This window comes from Streptomyces sp. NPDC048590 (assembly GCF_043199535.1).
GTDB lineage: Bacteria > Actinomycetota > Actinomycetes > Streptomycetales > Streptomycetaceae > Streptomyces.
The window spans coordinates 631,715-647,641 of sequence record NZ_JBICWC010000004.1; the positions used below are offsets into that span (position 1 = coordinate 631,715).

Genomic DNA, 15,927 nt, shown 5'->3' on the forward strand with positions numbered 1-15,927 from the left:
GGCAAAGAAAGTAAAGCGAGCAGGAACCTTGTGGTCTCTTGTCTGCGTTAGGACGGGTGACGGTAGCTTTCGTGAGGGCACGAGAGCCCGCGCACGAGCACACGACGAGGAAAGGGACTTCCCATGGCTGTAAGCCTGTCCAAGGGCGGCAACGTCTCGCTCACCAAGGAGGCCCCGGGCCTGACCGCCGTCACGGTCGGCCTCGGCTGGGACGTCCGCACCACCACCGGCACCGACTTCGACCTCGACGCCTCGGCCATCGCTGTCAACGCCGCCGGCAAGGTGCACTCCGACGGCCACTTCGTCTTCTTCAACAACAAGGCGACGCCCGACCAGACGATCGTCCACACCGGCGACAACGTCACCGGCCAGGGCGAGGGCGACGACGAGCAGATCAACGTCAACCTCGCGGGCCTCCCGGCCGAGATCGACAAGATCGTCTTCCCGGTCTCCATCTACGACGCCGAGACCCGCAACCAGAACTTCGGCCAGGTGCGCAACGCCTTCATCCGCATCGTCAACCAGGCCGGCGGCACCGAGATCGCCCGCTACGACCTGAGCGAGGACGCCGCCACGGAGACCGCCATGGTCTTCGGCGAGCTCTACCGCAACGGCGCCGAGTGGAAGTTCCGCGCGGTGGGCCAGGGTTACGCCTCCGGCCTGCGCGGCATCGCCCAGGACTTCGGCGTCAACCTCTGACGTACGGCTTTCCCGGGAGCCCCCGTCCGACGAGAATCGGACGGGGGCTCCCGCGCGTCCGCGCCGGACGGGCGGACACCGCTCCTCCCGGTCACCGGGGAGCGGCCCCTCTCCCGTCCGGTCCCATGTCCGGGCGGTCGTCGCCGGCGAGCCAGGTGTCCCACAACTCCGTCAGGTCGAGGCCGGACTTCTCCTCGACGTAGGCGGTGAACTCCGCGGTCGAGGCGTTGCCGTGCCGGTGCTCCGACAGCCATCCCCTGACGATGCCGAAGAAGGCCGCGTCGTCGTCCAGCACCTGACGGATCCGGTGGACGACCATCGCGCCCCGGCCGTACACCGGGGGCCGTGACAGATCCGCGGGACCCGGCGGATCGGATGCGGGAAAGGCCCAGTTGGCCTCGTCGGCGTACGCCTCGCGGAAGTGCTCCTGCGCGGAGGCGCCGCCGTGGTCCTCGCTCCAGAGCCACTCCGCGTACGTCGCGAAGCCCTCGTTGAGCCACATGTCCCGCCAGCTCGCGGGGGTGACCGAGTCGCCGAACCACTGGTGGGCCAGTTCGTGCACCAGCAGGGCGGTGTCCGGCGGGCCGGGGAAGAACGGCCGGTTCTGGGTCTCCAGGGCGTAACCCGCGTCGCCCGGCCGGCCCACGATCGCGCCGGCCGAGGAGAAGGGGTACGGGCCGAACCGCTTCTCCCCCCAGGCGACGACCTCCGGGATGCGGGCCAGCACCCCGGCGCTCGCCCTCGCGGCGGAGGGCTCGACGGCGGTGACCACCGGCAGCCCGCCCCCGGTCGTCGTGCGCCGCACCGTGTAGCGGCCGACGGCTACGGTCGCGAGGTAGCTCGCCATGGGTTCGCGGGTGCGCCAGTGGAAGGTGGTCCGCCCCGCCGCCGTACGCCGGGAGACCTGCTCGCCGTTGGAGACCGCGGTGCGGCCCTCGGGCACGGTGATCCGGACGTCGTACGCCGCCTTGTCGCGCGGGTGGTGGTTGCCCGGGAACCAGACCATGGAACCGGTGGGCTCCCCGAGGGCCACCGCCCCGTCGCCCGTCCGCAGCCAGCCCTCCTCGGAGCCGTCGGCGTCCTTCACGGTCAGGGGCGAACCGGAGTAGCGCACGACCGTACGGAAGGTGCGGCCTTCCCGGAGGTGGGCGGCGACCGCGCGTGCCGGGCGCAGCGTCAGCTCCGTACCCGCCCGGTTCACGGCGGCGGGGCGCCCCTCGACGGTCACCGAACGGACGTCGAGACCGGCAAGGTCCAGGTTGAAGGCGCTGAGGTCCCGGGTCGCCCGGGCGGTGATCACCGCCGTGCCGCTCAGCCGCTCGGCCGAGGGACCGACATCGAGGTCGAGGGCGTAGTGCGTGACGTCGTACCCGCCGTTGCCGAGCCGGGGGAAGTACGGGTCCCGTACCCCCGCCCCGCCCGGCGACCCGAAGCTCCCGCCGAGCTCCGGTACGCAGCCCGTGGCAAGAGTGAGCAGGGCCGCCAGCAGGGCGGCGGCGGGGACGGAGCGGTGTGCCGCTGCCGCTGTCGGCTGATCCACCCACCGATCCTACGAAGGCCTCGGGGCCGGCCCCGCCAACCCGGCCCCTCCCGGATGTGGCGTCCGCGACGGCCCGGACGCTACTTGGAGACGGCGGCGACGCCCGCCGCGGCGAACTTCTCGTCGAGGTCGCCGCTCGGGGCACCCGCCACACCGATGCCCGCGACCGGGGCGCCCTTGACCTGCACGGGGGCGCCGCCCGCCAGGAACAGGGTGCCGGGGATGTCCTTCAGGTTGGGGGCCTGCTCCAGGCGCTTGACCAGCTCGGAGGTGGGCGCGTTCCAGGAGACGGCGGTGTACGCCTTCTTCACCGCGGACTCGGGGGACTGCGGGCCCGCACCGTCGCCGCGCAGGGTGACGACCGTGTTGCCGTTGCGGTCGACGACGGCCACCGAGACCCGCTGGTTCTCCTTCTTCGCGGCGTCCAGAGCGGCCTGGGCCGCCTTGGTGGCGGCCGCGACCGTCAGGTGGGTGGACTGCTGGAGGTTCCGGTCGGCGGCGTCGGCCTTCACGGCGGCGGCGGGCGCGGCGGCCGGGGAGGACGCGTTCGCGGACATCGTGCCGAAGGTTCCGGCTCCCAGGGCAGCGGCGGCGACGGCGCCCGTCAGGACACGGGTGCGCAGCGACATCTTCTTCATGGTGGGCTCCTCGGGTGATTGCGGCTCGGCCTCGAACCGGATGGCTTCCGCTATCGATCCTCCGGCCGGATCCGGGCGCGTAGCGTCGGCGTACCGGCTGGAGGCGGAGGCCGCGTCGGGCGACACCGCCGTCAGCCGATCGGCTGATGCGGAGGGGGCCCGGAGGGGTCACCATGGGTGTCCGCGCAGGTCAGAAGCGCGGTCCGGCGGAGCACCGCCGGAGCGGTACGGCAGCACCGGTCACGGACGAGGGAACGCGGGGTACGAGGTGCGGCGGATCGGAACCGGCGGGCCGGACCCGGAGGGGACAACTCCCCGGGCCGCGGAGGATGCCGCTTCTCCGAGGGCGCGCATGGGCCGGACGGAGCCCGCGCCGGGCGGACGGGCCCCGGACCCGGGCGGACGGGCCCCGGACCCGGGCAGCCGGGCGGGCGGGGCTCCCGGGAGGAGCGGTACGGGCGGCGGGGGTGCGACGGTCACGACGGGGGACCCGGACGCCCGGTGGCTGGCCCTGCTCATGCACGCGGCGTTCTTCCTGCTGCTCGGTGCCTCCCTCGCACGCTTCCTGATGCGCCACCCCGGCGAGACCCGCACCCCCTGGATCATCGCCCTGTCGGCCGTGCTCGCCGTCCTGTACCTCCTCGGCCCGGTGCTCGGCTCCCGCCCCACGCCCCGCCGGGTGGCCTGGCTCGGCGTCCTCGTCGTGGTGTGGATGGTCCTCGTCGTCCTGGCACCGAGCTTCGCCTGGTGCGCCGTCCCGCTCTTCTACACGGGGCTGCGGATCCTGCCGCCACGCGCCGCCCTCGCGCTGGTCGCCCTGCTCACCGTGTTCGTCGTCGCCGCGCAACTGCGGCTGGCCACCGGCTTCGACCCGAACCTCGTCCTGGCCCCGCCCGCCGTCGCCGCCGTCGCGACGGCCGTCTTCGTGCACATGCAGCGTCAGGCCGCCCGCCAGCGCGACCTCATCGACGATCTGCTGCGCACCCGGCGGGAGCTGGCCGCCACCGAGCGCCGTGAGGGCACCCTCGCGGAGCGGCAGCGGCTCTCGATGGAGATCCACGACACCCTCGCCCAGGGCCTCTCCAGCCAGCAGATGCTGCTCCAGGCGGCGGACCGCTCGTGGGACGCCGACCCGGCCACCGCCCGCCGTCACGTCCTGACGGCCACCGGCATCGCGGAACGCAACCTCGCCGAGGCACGCCGTTTCGTGCACGACCTCGCACCAGCCGACCTCGCCGAGGGCGGCGGGCTGGAGGCCGCGCTGCGCGCGCTCGCCGCCAGGGAGACAGCCCAGGCGCGCGGCACGCTCTCCGTCCGCTGCCATGTGGAGGGGGCCGCCACCGCCCCGCTCCCCGACCGGGTGCAGTCCGCGCTCCTGAGGATCGCCCAGGGCGCCCTGGCGAACGTCACCCAGCACGCGGACGCGACCGTCGCCGCGCTCACCCTCACCCACCTCGACGACCGGGTCGTCCTCGACATCGCCGACGACGGCCGGGGGTTCGGCACCGGAGACCCGCCCGCCCGGCCGCCCGAGGACGTACGCGGTCACGGCCTCCCGGCGATGCGGGCCAGGGTCCGACAGCTCGGCGGCACCCTGACCGTCGAGTCGGCGCCGGGCGAGGGCACGGTCCTGTCCGCCTCCGTTCCCCTGCCCCACACCGCCGCGACCGCCACGCCACCCGCACCGCCCGCACCGGAGGAACCCGTATGACCGCGCCCGTAAGAATCCTGCTCTGCGACGACCACGCCGTCGTACGGGCCGGGCTGCTCGCGCTGCTCGGCGGGGAGTCCGACATCGAGGTGGTGGGCGAGGCGGGCAGCGGCGAGGAGGCCGTCGCGCTCGCCTCCCGGCTCGGCCCCGACGTCGTGCTGATGGACCTCCAGCTGGGCCCCGGGATAGACGGCGTCGAGGCGACCCGCCGCATCGCCGCCGCGGGGGCGGGGGCGGTGCACGTACTCGTCCTCACCACCTACGACACCGACGCCGACATCACCCGCGCCATCGAGGCCGGCGCCACCGGCTACCTGCTGAAGGCGGAACGCCCCGAGGAGCTCTTCGCCGCGATCCGCGCCGCCGCCCAGGGCCGCACCACGCTCTCCCCGCCCGTCGCCAGCCGAGTGATGGCCCGGATGCGCAGCCCGCGGCCCACTCTCACCGAACGCGAACTCGACATCCTGGGCCAGCTGTCGCGGGGGCTCGGCAACCGGGAGATCGCGCGGGCCCTGTTCATCAGCGAGGCGACGGTCAAGACCCACCTGGGGCGGATCTACGAGAAGCTCGGTGTGGACACCCGCGCGGGAGCCGTCGCCGTCGCCAAGGAGCAGCGGCTGCTGTCCTGACCGGACCCGGCGGCCGGTGACGGCTCACGTCGCACGCCACCGCCCACTCCCGCGCCGCTCCCGTCCCGCCCGGGTGCTCCGTGCGGCACGGGGCGCCCCCACGGCATGACACCATCGAACCGTGCTCGACATCGGCTACTCACTCTCCCGGCGCTTCCCGGACCCCCCGCAGACCGACTACCGCCGCGCGGACGTCCGCGCCCTGCGGCACGACCTGTTCTCCGGGGACGTCTACCTGGCCGACACCAAGGCCGACCGGGAAGTGTCCACAGCCTGGGGATGGGTCCCCGTGCTCGACTTCGCCTGGGCACTCTGCGACATCGTCGAACGGATCGACCAGGACCCCCGGGGCAACCGCTCGCACCGCAGGCAACAGGCCGAGCTCGACTTCACCGAGTCGTCCGACGTCATGTTCTTCGAGCGAAGGTTCGGCTGGGTCGACATCGAGGCCGACTGGATGCCCGGCGACGAACCGCCGCTGACCTTCAGCCACTCCCTGCTGCGCCGCGAGGCCCGCGACTTCCTGCACGACCTGATCGCGGACCTGGCCGACATGCACGAGGGCCTCGCCGACAACCCCGCCATCTGGGACCTCCAGGCCCGCTTCCCACGCCTCTGACGGGCGCCGGACCGGGTCACGCCTCGACCCGCACCCCGATCTGGGCCGCGAACGCCGGAGCCAGCTCCATCAGCTGCACCGGACTGATCACCGCACCCGCCAGCCGCTCGACGCCCCGCGCGATGTCGAGCTCGGCGACCGTCCGCAGATCGACGGAGTCCATCCGGGCCGACGAGAAGTCCGCCCGCTTCAGCACACAGTCCCGGAACTCCACCCGCACCAGCTGCGCCTCACCGAAATCGGGCTCCGAGAGCACACACCCCTCGAACACGACGTCCTTCAGCCGCGCCGTACGCAGATTCAGGTAGTCGATCTTCCCGCCGCGCACGACCACCCGCTCCAGCACCGCCCCGTGCAGCTGCACCCCGCCCAGCCGGGCGTCCACGACCTCGACGTCCCGCAGCGAAGCCCCCGCGAGATCGGTGCCCACACCGCGCACGCCCGTCAGCACCGAGTCGATGAACCTGGCCCGCACCAGCTCCGCGCGGTCCAGGGCGCAGCCGCGCAGCTCACAGTCCATGAAGCGCGCGCCCGGACCCGACGCGTCGGCGAGGTCCGTGCCCTCGAACCGCACACCGTCATAGTCACCGTCGGGTTCCAGGCCCTCGCCGTCGAACTCCACGAGAGGGGGAAGCCGGACCTCGGGACGCCGCGCCGGTGCGACCCCGTCCTTCGCCGCCGTACCCCTGCCGCCCCTGCCGCTCGTTCGTGCCATGCCCCCATCGTGACGCACACCACCGACAACGGGGGCCGAGCGCCCCGGGCTCCGCGCTCAGGCAGCCCCGAGCTCCGCGAGCGCCCCGTCCGTCAGCCGGTAGACCGTCCACTCGTCCTGCGGGCGCGCGCCCAGCGACTCGTAGAACGCGATGGACGGGGCGTTCCAGTCCAGCACCGACCACTCCAGGCGCCCGTACCCGCGCTCCACGCAGATCCGCGCCAGCTCCCGCAGCAGCGCCTTGCCGTACCCGCCGCCGCGCCGCTCCGGGCGTACGTACAGGTCCTCCAGGTACACACCGTGCACCCCGCGCCACGTCGAGAAGTTGAGGAACCACAGGGCGAAACCGACCACTTCACCGTCGTCGTCCGAGACGGCGACGTGGGCGTACGCGGCCGGCCGCTCACCGAACAGAGCCTCGCGCAACTGCTCCTCGGTGGCGTTCGCCTCGTCGAGCGCCTTCTCGTACTCGGCGAGCTCACGGACCATGGCGTGGATGGCGGGAACGTCCTCGGACGTGGCGACACGAATCATGGGGGCAGCCTAAAGGCTGTCCGCCCCTCCCCTCAGTCCCGTCCCAGCAGCCGGCGGGCGATCTCCGCGGGCGCCGCCGCGAGCTGCCGCTCCCCGGCCCCGATCCCCCACAGCGCGTTCTGCAGCACCCGGCCCAGGGTCCACGCCCTCGCCCGCTCCCGGTCCAGCTCCACCACACCGGAGAGCAGATCGAACCGCCACAGCACCTCGGCGGCGTCGAACCTGTTCCACAGGGCGGGGAACAGTTCGAACCCCGGATCTCCGGCTAGCGGCTTCGGGTCCAGCACGACCCACTCCCCCGCCCTGCCGTCCTCCGCCCGCCCGGCCAGGACGTTGCCGTAGTGCAGGTCCCAGTGCAGCAGGCGGTCCCCCGGTTCCCCCGCCACCTCCCGAACAGCCGCCGCGCAGTCAAGCAGCAGCCCCCGCTCGTCCTCGGCGGCCAGCACCCGGGCGGCCCCGGGGGCCGCCTCCAGCATCCGGGCCGCGGCCTCGCCGAGCGTACGCATCCCCGGCGGAGCCTCCACCCGGACCAGCCGGGCCAGGCTCCCCGCGAGCACCCGCACGGCCGCCCGCGTGTCCGCGACAGCGGTCAACGGGCGCCGCTCGTCCAGGCGTTCCAGCAGCATCACCCCGGTCGCCGGGTCGTGCGCCAGCAGGGCGACCGCACCCGCGCCCGCCGCACCCCAGAGCCGTAGCGCGACCGGCTCCCCGGCCGTCTCCTCGTCCACCCTCTGAAGCTTCAGCACAGCCCGCCGGCCGTCCGCCTCCCGCACCACCGGAAGCACCAGCGCGCACACCCCGTGCATCGCGGCTCCGTCGGGCCGCAGCCCCCACTCCCCCAGGAACCTCCCGGCCAGTCCGGGCAACGCCTCCGCGAAGGCGGCACCCTCCGCACCCCCGTACTCCCCGAGGTTCACGACCAGCTCGCCGGGTACGTCGATCACCCCCCCGAGCGTAGAGGTACGGTCCCTCCAGCGACTGGCTGCACACGGACAAGCAGGGGACACATGGACACCGTCAACGGCGGCATCTCGTTCTGGTACGCGCACGAGGGCACCCCCGCCCCCCGCGAACCCCTGCCCGGAGACACGTCCGCCGACGTCTGCATCGTCGGCGGCGGCTACACCGGGCTCTGGACGGCGTACTACCTCAAGAAGGCCGTCCCCTTCCTCAACATCACCGTCCTGGAGGCCAAGTTCTGCGGCTACGGGGCCTCCGGGCGCAACGGCGGCTGGCTGTACAACGGCATCGCGGGCCGCGACCGCTACGCCAGGCTCCACGGCCACGAGGCCGCCGTACGCCTCCAGAAGGCGATGAACGACACCGTCGGCGAGGTCGTCCGCCTCGCCGGCGAGGAGAACATCGACGCCGACATCCACCACGGCGGAGTCCTCGAAGTCGCTCACACCCCCTCACAACTCGCCCGCCTCAAGGACTACCACTCCGTCGAGATCGCCTTCGGCGAGACGGACCGCGTCCTGCGCGGGGCCCGCGAGACCGCCGAACGCGTCCGCGTCAACGGTGCCGTCGGCTCCAGCTGGACCCCCCACGGAGCCCGCCTGCACCCCGCGAAGCTGGTCAAGGGCCTGGCCGACACCGTGGAGGCCCTCGGCGTCACCATCCACGAGTCGACCCCGGTCACCGAGATCAAGCCCAAGCACGCCGTCACCCCGTACGGCACCGTCCGCGCGCCCTACGTGCTGCGCTGCACCGAGGGCTTCACCGCGGGGCTCAAGGGCCACCGGCGCACCTGGCTCCCGATGAACTCCTCCATGATCGTCACGGAGCCGCTGCCCAAGGCCCTCTGGGACACCATCGGCTGGGACGGCCGCGAGGCACTCTGCGACATGGCGCACGCCTACATGTACGCCCAGCGGACCGCGGACGACCGCATCGCCCTGGGCGGCCGCGGAGTCCCCTACCGCCTCGGCTCGGCGACCGACAACGACGGCCGCACCCAGCCCGCCACCATCGAGGCGCTGCGCGACCTCCTCGTCCGCCTCTTCCCCACCACCGCGGGCACCCGCGTCGACCACGCCTGGTCCGGGGTCCTCGGCGTCCCCCGCGACTGGTGCGCCACCGTCACCCTGGACCGCTCCACCGGCCTCGGCTGGGCAGGCGGTTACGTCGGCTCCGGAGTCGCCACCGCCAACCTCGCGGCCCGCACCCTGCGCGACCTGATCCAGCAGGACTCCGGCCAGGCAGGCGCCACCGAACTCACCACACTCCCCTGGGTCAACCACAAGGTCCGCCGCTGGGAACCCGAACCCTTCCGCTGGCTCGGCGTCCACACCCTCTACGCCGCCTACCGCGCCGCCGACCGCCGCGAGGCCCGCTCCGGCTCCCTCGCCACCGACCGGATCGCCAGGCTCGCAGACCGTGTGGCAGGACGCCACTGACCTACCGCCGCAACTGCCGGCCCGGCACGAGGGCAATGCCATCCGAATGACCGGGCCCCTCAAATCGCTTTTCACACAGCCCAGTTGAATGATGTAGTCACCATCCGGCCCAACCGCACCCCGGAGGAGAGAGAGCCGTCGTGACCGCAGGCGGACGGAACCCGTACGACCCGGGTCGACGACCGGACGATGGCCGACCACCACCGCGGCCCGCCGGCGGCCCCGTCCCGCCGCCACCCCCGTACCCCCCGTACACACCACCCCGCTCTCTCTGGCAGCGAATACGCGACGACGAGTGGCCGCCCCTCCGCGACCTGCTCCGACGCATACCCGTCCACGGCTGCGTCTGGGTTCCCGTCCTGTGCTGCCTCTGGCCGGCACTCATGCTCGTACTGGCCTATCCGCTCGCACGCTCCGCACGCCGCCAAGCACACCGGAGGTTCCCCCCGCACCTCCACCGCCGCATCCTGGACCCGCAGGTGATGCGCGCACAGCGGATCAGGGCATGGGCCGCCGTGACAGCGACCCTCCTGATCCTCCTCGCCTACGGCACCGCGGCGGACTTCGAGGAATTCCAAGGCCAGTACATGCTGCGCAGCGCCCTCACCCCCCTGGCACTCCTGCTCACCGGCCCCCTGGTGATCATGGCCGTCTTCCGCCTCGCGCCCCCCGCCGCACGACCGGGCATGCGAGAGCGACTACGGCCCGTCAGCCGCTCGGCCCTCTGGTACCTCGGCGGATTCGTCTGCGTTCCCCTGCTGATCTCCCTGGCCGTCTCCGTGAACGTGACCACCGGGATGTACCTGGACAGCGGCCTGTTCAGCCCACTCCTCACCATGGCCCTGTTCGCCCCGGTGGTGTGGATGGGCTTCTTCATGTTCTTCGCCACCTCGGCCGTCGTCCGCACCCTGTTCGGCACATCCGAGGTGCACGCGGCGCTCCCCGCCCTGCTGACAGGCGCACTGGTATGGATCCTCGCGGTCGTCAGCCTGATCGTGTCGGGGATGCCACCCGGCCCCCCGCTCATCCAGGTCTGCGCGATCCTCGGCGGCCCGCTCTCCGTCTCGGCGTTGGCCTGGTGGGAGATCGACCGGCTCCGCACGATCCACGGAGTGACCCTGCGGGGCTGAGAGCTGCCTCAACCAGCGACCGGCACCCCGGCACCCCGCCGGACGGCGAGTTAGCCCGATCAGGAGAACCCGCGACTCCGTGCGGGTGACGGCACGTATCCCTGCCCCCACCAGGTCGTACGGGCGCAATTGACTGAGGTCCATCACATCTGGCGGCGGTCCCGACCGGGGCCGCCGCCACGCGACCTCTACGCCCACGCGCCCCTTCCCGGGCAGCACGGGCAGTGCGAAGGGACCCACCTCTATGCGGGCGCTGCGGAACATCGCCTGGAGTGCGATCGCCTCCCTCTTCCTCCTCGTCGGCCTCACACCGACGACCGTCCACGCCGACACCGGCGACACCGCCGCCACGGCCCGCCCCAGGACCACCTGCCCGACGGAGGACCGGACCCGGGCGACCAACGGCGCGCCCAACCCGGCACTGGAGCGCTACTACCTCGACGACTGGCGGCTCGGCCCCCGCGTCCTGCCCAGGACCGGCGCCATCGGCACGATGCTCAGGGGCTACGACCGCACCGGCCCGACCTCCGCGTACTGGTTCCTCGGCTGCTACTGGCAGACGAACCCGGTGACGGGCGAGTCCGGCTGGTGGTACCCGGACAACGACGGCTTCGTCCTCGACCGCGCGGGCAACCCCGTGAAGAAAACCCTGACCCTCAAGGTCGGCCAGCTGGTCGACCTCTTCGGCAGCGGCCGCGGCAACTTCCTGGCCCCGGCCGGCACCCCGTACGCCAAGCGCGCCATCCCGCCGAGCAACCTCGTCCGCTACACCGACGACTACCCGTACAGCTACCACCTGTACCGGGTCGAGGAAGCCTTCACCGTCGAGGCCGGCCGCATCCGCCCCTGGTTCGGCCAGCCCGGCCTTGGCATCCAGTACAAGACGGCACAGCGCGTCTCCGAGCTCGTCAACGCCGAGAAGCTCGAAGCCCTGAACTGATCGAAGCACCGCACCCTCCCGGGCGGGTTCCGGCACTGCCGGAGCCCGCCCGGGCGCGTACGCAGAGGGGGAGACCCGCGCCGATGAACACCACCGAGCTCACCGAACGCCTCAGCCGCGAGGGCATCCCCGACGCCCTGTACGAGATCCCCGGCGTCCACCCCGTCCCCATCCAGCTCGACGCCTTCTACGTCCTGCGCCCCGAGGACGGCACCTGGTCGGTCCTGCTCCGCCAGCGCGGAGAGGACGCCGTCATCGCCCGCTTCGCCACCGAGGCGGAGGCCTGCGCCTACCTGTACGAACGGCTCACCGACGCACCCCCGCCCGTCCCCGGCGGCCCTGAGCGCGTCGAGCGGCTGCTGGCCGACGCCGACGGGATCCAGCGCCGGGCCGAGGAGGACTTCGAGCGCGCCCCGGACACCGACGACGGCACCCCGCCGGGCGCATGAACCCGGGTGCCGGGTGCGACCCCCGAGACGGCCGAAGGCGGCGCGGCCTCCGACTGTCCGCGCAGCCTCACGGCTTCTCGGCCCAGGCAACAAAAAACCAGGCCAGCATGGCGCTGACCTGGTGTTTGAGCCGCCTGTCGGAATCGAACCGACGACCTTCGGATTACAAAGCCGGAGCTCTACCAACTGAGCTAAGGCGGCACCGCGCACGCCGAAACCGCACGCAAGCCCTCACTCTACACAGCGGCTCACCCCCCGCTCCACGAAGTTTCGCCGCCCCCGTGACCACCCGACCACCCGTGCGTTAAGAGGACTGACGTGCTGTTCCGTATATCGGACAGTCGGGGGGAGCGAACATGACGGACACGGTGGACCGGCCGGTACGGGTGACGGGCGAAGAGGCCGAGCGCATCAAACGCGACGCCCTGGGCATCGCCGACCGCACAAAGCACCACGGCCGCGCGTCCACCGCCATGAAGAGCCGGGCCAAGCAGCCCGGCACCCGGCAGCGCGCGTACCGCTACCGCTTCTATCCGAACCCGGCACAGGCCGAACAGCTGCAGAAGACCTTCGGGGCCTGCCGCTGGGTCTACAACGAAGGCCTGGCTCTGCGGGCCGGTGCCTGGGAGCAGCATCGGGTGTCGGTGGGGTTCGCCGAGTCGTGCCGGGCGTTGACGGGGTGGCGGCAGGCGTCGGAGACGGGCTGGTTGCGTGAGGTGTCGTCGACGGTGCTGCAGCAGTCGTTGCGGCATCTGGACGGGGCGTTCACGCGCTTCTTCAAACAGTCCGCGAAGTATCCCCAGCGGAAGAGGAAGCACTGCTCGCGGGACTCGGCGACGTATGTGCGGACGGGTTTCCGGTGGGTGGAGGATCCGGAGCTTCCGGGCACGGGGCGGTTGACGCTGGCGAAGCAGTCGGAGCCGCTCGATGTGCGGTGGTCGCGGCCGTTGCCGGTGGGCGTGGATCCGGTGAAGTTGTCCGTGACGCGGGACCGTGCCGGTCGGTATTTCCTCTCGGTTCTCGTCGAGGAGCGGCTCGATCCGTTGCCCGCCGTGTTCCTGCCGGGCGGGCGTGAGCCGAGGGTGGTGGGGATCGATCTGGGTCTGGCGGCGCTGGTGACGCTGGACGACGGAACGAAGCTGGATCATCCGCGACTGTTGCGGAAGTACGAGAAGGAGCTGGCGCGGTTGCAGCGGGGGCTGCACCGGAAGAAGAAGGGGTCGGCGAACCGGGGAAAGGCGCGGGTGCGTATCGCTCGGCTGTATGCGCTGATCAGCGATGTGCGCAGGGACATGTTGGACCAGTTGACCACCCGCCTCGTGCGCGAGAACCAAGTGCTCGTGGTGGAGGATCTGGCCGTCATGAATCTGCTGCGGCCGTCGGTCGGGAGAGGACGTCGGCGCAAGGCTGCGCTCAGTCGGTCGATCATGGACGCGGCCTGGGGGGAGCTGTTGCGGCAGCTTCGCTACAAGTGCGAGTGGTACGGCCGGACCCTGGTGATCGTCGACCGTTTCTTCCCGTCGACGCGCCGGTGCTCCGACTGCCGTACGAAGGGGCAGTCGCTCGACGTGTCGGTGCGGGAGTGGACGTGTGGGGAGTGCGGCGCCATGCATGACCGGGATGTGAATGCGGCGCGGAACCTCCGGGACGAGGGGATGCGGCTGTACCGGCTGGTGGCCTCCGCGCTGCCGCCGGGGCGGAGGCCACCCTCTGTGATCAAGGCATCGGAGCTGGCAGACGTGCTGCTGGCTGCGTGACGAAGAGCGGTACGGACCGACGGGCCGTCGGCCGTGATGCCTGTGGAGCCCATGTAAGACCGGGCGGGTGGGCCCCTCAGGGGTGCGCCCGGTCGGCAGAGGGCGCTGAAGCAGGAAGTGCCGTTTCTGTGGCAGAGGTCAAAAGTATCTCGCTCTGCCTCTCGGGGCTGCACACGGTCAAAAGTTCGTTGCTCTGCCGACGCCGGCGAATTTTTCGTGACCTTCGAACTACTGACATATTCGAAACCGCCAGGTAGCGTCACCTCAGGTTCACTCAGGTGGACCAATCACCCTTTACTCGGATCGTCCGGCACGTTCCTGCCGGTTGAGGAGAAGCATCGCCATGGCCAGTGTCACGTTCGACAAGGCGTCCCGCGTCTACCCCGGCTCCACGAAGCCGGCTGTGGACCAGCTCGAGATCGACATCGAGGACGGCGAGTTCCTCGTCCTCGTCGGTCCTTCCGGTTGCGGCAAGTCGACCTCCCTGCGCATGCTCGCGGGTCTCGAGGACGTCAACGGCGGCGCGATCCGCATCGGTGACCGCGACGTCACGCACCTGCCCCCGAAGGACCGGGACATCGCCATGGTGTTCCAGAACTACGCGCTCTACCCGCACATGACCGTCGCGGACAACATGGGCTTCGCCCTCAAGATCGCCGGTGTGAACAAGACCGAGATCCGGGCGAAGGTCGAAGAGGCCGCCAAGATGCTGGACCTCACCGAGTACCTGGACCGCAAGCCGAAGGCGCTCTCCGGTGGTCAGCGCCAGCGTGTGGCGATGGGCCGCGCCATCGTGCGTGAGCCCCAGGTCTTCCTCATGGACGAGCCGCTGTCGAACCTCGACGCCAAGCTCCGTGTGTCCACGCGTACGCAGATCGCCTCGCTGCAGCGTCGCCTCGGCATCACCACCGTGTACGTCACCCACGACCAGGTCGAGGCCCTCACCATGGGTGACCGTGTCGCGGTCCTCAAGGACGGTCTGCTCCAGCAGGTCGACTCGCCGCGCAACATGTACGACCGCCCGGCGAACCTCTTCGTCGCCGGCTTCATCGGCTCCCCGGCGATGAACCTCGTCGAGGTCCCGATCACCGACGGTGGCGTGAAGTTCGGCAACAGCGTCGTCCCGGTCTCCCGCGAGGCGCTGACCGCGGCCGCCAACCGTGGTGACACCACCGTCACGGTCGGTATCCGCCCGGAGCACTTCGACATCGTCGAGCACGGTGGCGCTGCCGCGACCGGCCTCTCCAAGGCCACCTCGGACGCCCCGGCCGGCCTCGCCGTCTCGGTCAACGTCGTCGAGGAGCTCGGCGCCGACGGCTTCGTCTACGGTGCCGCGCAGGTCGGTGGCGAGCACAAGGACCTGGTGGTCCGTGTCGGTGGCCGCGCCGTCCCGGAGAAGGGCACCGAGCTGCACGTCGTCCCGCGCCCGGACGAGCTGCACGTCTTCGCCACCTCGACCGGCGAGCGCCTGACCGACTGATCCGGTCCGGCACACAGCCGGTTCCCGTCGCCACGGCCCCGCGTCCCTTCCGGACGCGGGGCCGTTCGCGTGTCGTGATCGCCTTCGGGTTTCGGCTCGGGCAGGCCCCAAATACCCCGGCACACCGGTCAATTCACCCTCAGCCGTCAACGGGCGATTCGAAAAAGCCACTCGAACCATCCCCCGCAAGGGTGACGAAATGTCGCCGAGTCATCACTGCCCGCTACGCTCGCCTGCGTGACCCACACCGCGCGCCGAATCGGCCGAACCCTAGCTCTCGTACTGCCCGTCGTCATGGTCCTGTCCGGGACCCTCGCGGTCACCCGCGTGCAGTGGTCGGGGCAGGACACAGAGACCCAGCTGCTGACCGCCGCCTCCGAGACCGTGTCGAAGCAGGCGAAGGCCAAGGCACCTCAGGACATCCTCCGGGACAAGCTCCTGCTCGAGCTCCGCGAGAAGGACCCGGGTGTCGCGCTGACGCACCTCCAGCGCACGGTCGAGGGCCGCCCCTCGCTGGCAAAGCACTGCATGTCGATCGCCAGGTCGCTCGGCAAGGCCGCGGTCGACCAGTACGGCCCGACCCGCGCCCACCGATTCTCGCGCCCGGTCTGCGACACCTCGTTCGCCTCGGGCGTCGCGCAGTTCAGCTGAGCCGGGTGCGCCGGGGCACGGCCTATCGTGCCTCGC

At 71.6% G+C, this 15,927-nt stretch carries 16 protein-coding genes and 1 tRNA gene; 11 read left to right on the top strand and 6 right to left on the bottom strand.

The window, feature by feature from the left end; genetic code table 11:
- Positions 1-123: 123 nt before the first annotated feature.
- Positions 124-699, top strand: a complete 576-nt coding sequence (locus ACGFNN_RS15195; RefSeq protein WP_393555987.1) for a TerD family protein — start codon at positions 124-126, stop codon at positions 697-699.
- A 91-nt stretch (positions 700-790) separates the two neighbouring features.
- On the opposite strand, the gene ACGFNN_RS15200 is transcribed toward ACGFNN_RS15195, so the two are convergent.
- Together ACGFNN_RS15200 and ACGFNN_RS15205 are read right to left on the bottom strand one after the other, a co-directional pair.
- On the bottom strand, positions 791-2,239 hold the full coding sequence (locus tag ACGFNN_RS15200; protein ID WP_393555989.1) for a M1 family metallopeptidase: 1,449 nt from the start codon (positions 2,237-2,239) through the stop codon (positions 791-793).
- Between the two features lie 80 nt (positions 2,240-2,319).
- Positions 2,320-2,877: a heme-binding protein gene (locus ACGFNN_RS15205; RefSeq protein WP_393555991.1), complete on the bottom strand. Its 558-nt coding sequence runs from the start codon at positions 2,875-2,877 to the stop codon at positions 2,320-2,322.
- Between the two features lie 352 nt (positions 2,878-3,229).
- Between ACGFNN_RS15205 and ACGFNN_RS15210 the strand changes: the two genes are divergently transcribed.
- The 3 genes from ACGFNN_RS15210 (at position 3,230) to ACGFNN_RS15220 (ending at position 5,836) form a co-directional block, all read left to right on the top strand.
- Positions 3,230-4,588 carry a sensor histidine kinase gene (locus tag ACGFNN_RS15210; protein WP_393555993.1) on the top strand — a complete coding sequence of 453 codons (1,359 nt, stop codon included), beginning with the start codon at positions 3,230-3,232 and terminating at the stop codon, positions 4,586-4,588.
- Positions 4,585-5,217 carry a response regulator gene (locus tag ACGFNN_RS15215; protein ID WP_393555995.1) on the top strand — a complete coding sequence of 211 codons (633 nt, stop codon included), beginning with the start codon at positions 4,585-4,587 and terminating at the stop codon, positions 5,215-5,217. Before ACGFNN_RS15210 ends, ACGFNN_RS15215 begins: the two co-directional genes overlap by 4 nt.
- Before the next feature lie 121 nt (positions 5,218-5,338).
- On the top strand, positions 5,339-5,836 hold the full coding sequence (locus ACGFNN_RS15220; RefSeq protein ID WP_362541617.1) for a hypothetical protein: 498 nt from the start codon (positions 5,339-5,341) through the stop codon (positions 5,834-5,836).
- 16 nt (positions 5,837-5,852) lie between these two features.
- On the opposite strand, the gene ACGFNN_RS15225 is transcribed toward ACGFNN_RS15220, so the two are convergent.
- From ACGFNN_RS15225 to ACGFNN_RS15235, 3 genes are read right to left on the bottom strand one after another with little or no spacing between them, the layout of a single operon-like run.
- A complete protein-coding gene (locus ACGFNN_RS15225) occupies positions 5,853-6,551 on the bottom strand; it encodes a pentapeptide repeat-containing protein (RefSeq protein ID WP_393555997.1) in 699 nt (232 codons plus the stop codon).
- 57 nt (positions 6,552-6,608) lie between these two features.
- Complete coding sequence (locus ACGFNN_RS15230) at positions 6,609-7,085, bottom strand: GNAT family N-acetyltransferase (protein ID WP_393555999.1); 477 nt, start codon at positions 7,083-7,085, stop codon at positions 6,609-6,611.
- Positions 7,086-7,117: 32 nt separating this feature from the next.
- Positions 7,118-8,029, bottom strand: a complete 912-nt coding sequence (locus ACGFNN_RS15235; protein ID WP_393556001.1) for an aminoglycoside phosphotransferase family protein — start codon at positions 8,027-8,029, stop codon at positions 7,118-7,120.
- A 63-nt stretch (positions 8,030-8,092) separates the two neighbouring features.
- On the opposite strand from ACGFNN_RS15235, the gene ACGFNN_RS15240 reads away from it, so the two are divergent.
- The 4 genes from ACGFNN_RS15240 to ACGFNN_RS15255 all read left to right on the top strand — a co-directional run bounded on the left by ACGFNN_RS15240 (position 8,093) and on the right by ACGFNN_RS15255 (position 12,003).
- On the top strand, positions 8,093-9,484 hold the full coding sequence (locus ACGFNN_RS15240) for an NAD(P)/FAD-dependent oxidoreductase (RefSeq protein ID WP_393556003.1): 1,392 nt from the start codon (positions 8,093-8,095) through the stop codon (positions 9,482-9,484).
- Positions 9,485-9,999: 515 nt separating this feature from the next.
- Entirely contained in the window at positions 10,000-10,614 is a 615-nt protein-coding gene (locus tag ACGFNN_RS15245; protein WP_393556004.1) for a hypothetical protein, read from the top strand.
- Between the two features lie 244 nt (positions 10,615-10,858).
- Positions 10,859-11,554 carry a TNT domain-containing protein gene (locus tag ACGFNN_RS15250; RefSeq protein WP_393556006.1) on the top strand — a complete coding sequence of 232 codons (696 nt, stop codon included), beginning with the start codon at positions 10,859-10,861 and terminating at the stop codon, positions 11,552-11,554.
- A gap of 83 nt (positions 11,555-11,637) precedes the next feature.
- On the top strand, positions 11,638-12,003 hold the full coding sequence (locus ACGFNN_RS15255; protein ID WP_393556008.1) for a hypothetical protein: 366 nt from the start codon (positions 11,638-11,640) through the stop codon (positions 12,001-12,003).
- Between the two features lie 128 nt (positions 12,004-12,131).
- Here the strand turns inward: ACGFNN_RS15255 and ACGFNN_RS15260 are convergent.
- Positions 12,132-12,204 (bottom strand) — tRNA-Thr (locus tag ACGFNN_RS15260).
- A 155-nt stretch (positions 12,205-12,359) separates the two neighbouring features.
- On the opposite strand from ACGFNN_RS15260, the gene ACGFNN_RS15265 reads away from it, so the two are divergent.
- The 3 genes from ACGFNN_RS15265 (at position 12,360) to ACGFNN_RS15275 (ending at position 15,891) form a co-directional block, all read left to right on the top strand.
- Complete coding sequence (locus ACGFNN_RS15265; RefSeq protein WP_393556009.1) at positions 12,360-13,760, top strand: RNA-guided endonuclease InsQ/TnpB family protein; 1,401 nt, start codon at positions 12,360-12,362, stop codon at positions 13,758-13,760.
- Positions 13,761-14,103: 343 nt separating this feature from the next.
- The gene (locus ACGFNN_RS15270) at positions 14,104-15,240 is read left to right on the top strand and encodes an ABC transporter ATP-binding protein (RefSeq protein ID WP_393556011.1); all 1,137 of its coding nucleotides are present in this window, start codon (positions 14,104-14,106) and stop codon (positions 15,238-15,240) included.
- 237 nt (positions 15,241-15,477) lie between these two features.
- On the top strand, positions 15,478-15,891 hold the full coding sequence (locus ACGFNN_RS15275) for a hypothetical protein (RefSeq protein WP_362548153.1): 414 nt from the start codon (positions 15,478-15,480) through the stop codon (positions 15,889-15,891).
- Positions 15,892-15,927 lie beyond the last annotated feature (36 nt).

Excerpts from the sequence above, each read along its gene's own strand:
- ACGFNN_RS15195 (WP_393555987.1), top strand. The coding sequence starts at position 124 with ATGGCTGTAAGCCTGTCCAAGGGCGGCAACGTCTCGCTCACCAAGGAG.
- ACGFNN_RS15205 (WP_393555991.1), bottom strand. The coding sequence starts at position 2,877 with ATGAAGAAGATGTCGCTGCGCACCCGTGTCCTGACGGGCGCCGTCGCC.
- ACGFNN_RS15210 (WP_393555993.1), top strand. The coding sequence starts at position 3,230 with ATGGGCCGGACGGAGCCCGCGCCGGGCGGACGGGCCCCGGACCCGGGC.
- ACGFNN_RS15215 (WP_393555995.1), top strand. The coding sequence starts at position 4,585 with ATGACCGCGCCCGTAAGAATCCTGCTCTGCGACGACCACGCCGTCGTA.
- ACGFNN_RS15225 (WP_393555997.1), bottom strand. The coding sequence starts at position 6,551 with ATGGCACGAACGAGCGGCAGGGGCGGCAGGGGTACGGCGGCGAAGGAC.
- ACGFNN_RS15230 (WP_393555999.1), bottom strand. The coding sequence starts at position 7,085 with ATGATTCGTGTCGCCACGTCCGAGGACGTTCCCGCCATCCACGCCATG.
- ACGFNN_RS15240 (WP_393556003.1), top strand. The coding sequence starts at position 8,093 with ATGGACACCGTCAACGGCGGCATCTCGTTCTGGTACGCGCACGAGGGC.
- ACGFNN_RS15250 (WP_393556006.1), top strand. The coding sequence starts at position 10,859 with ATGCGGGCGCTGCGGAACATCGCCTGGAGTGCGATCGCCTCCCTCTTC.
- ACGFNN_RS15255 (WP_393556008.1), top strand. The coding sequence starts at position 11,638 with ATGAACACCACCGAGCTCACCGAACGCCTCAGCCGCGAGGGCATCCCC.
- ACGFNN_RS15265 (WP_393556009.1), top strand. The coding sequence starts at position 12,360 with ATGACGGACACGGTGGACCGGCCGGTACGGGTGACGGGCGAAGAGGCC.
- ACGFNN_RS15270 (WP_393556011.1), top strand. The coding sequence starts at position 14,104 with ATGGCCAGTGTCACGTTCGACAAGGCGTCCCGCGTCTACCCCGGCTCC.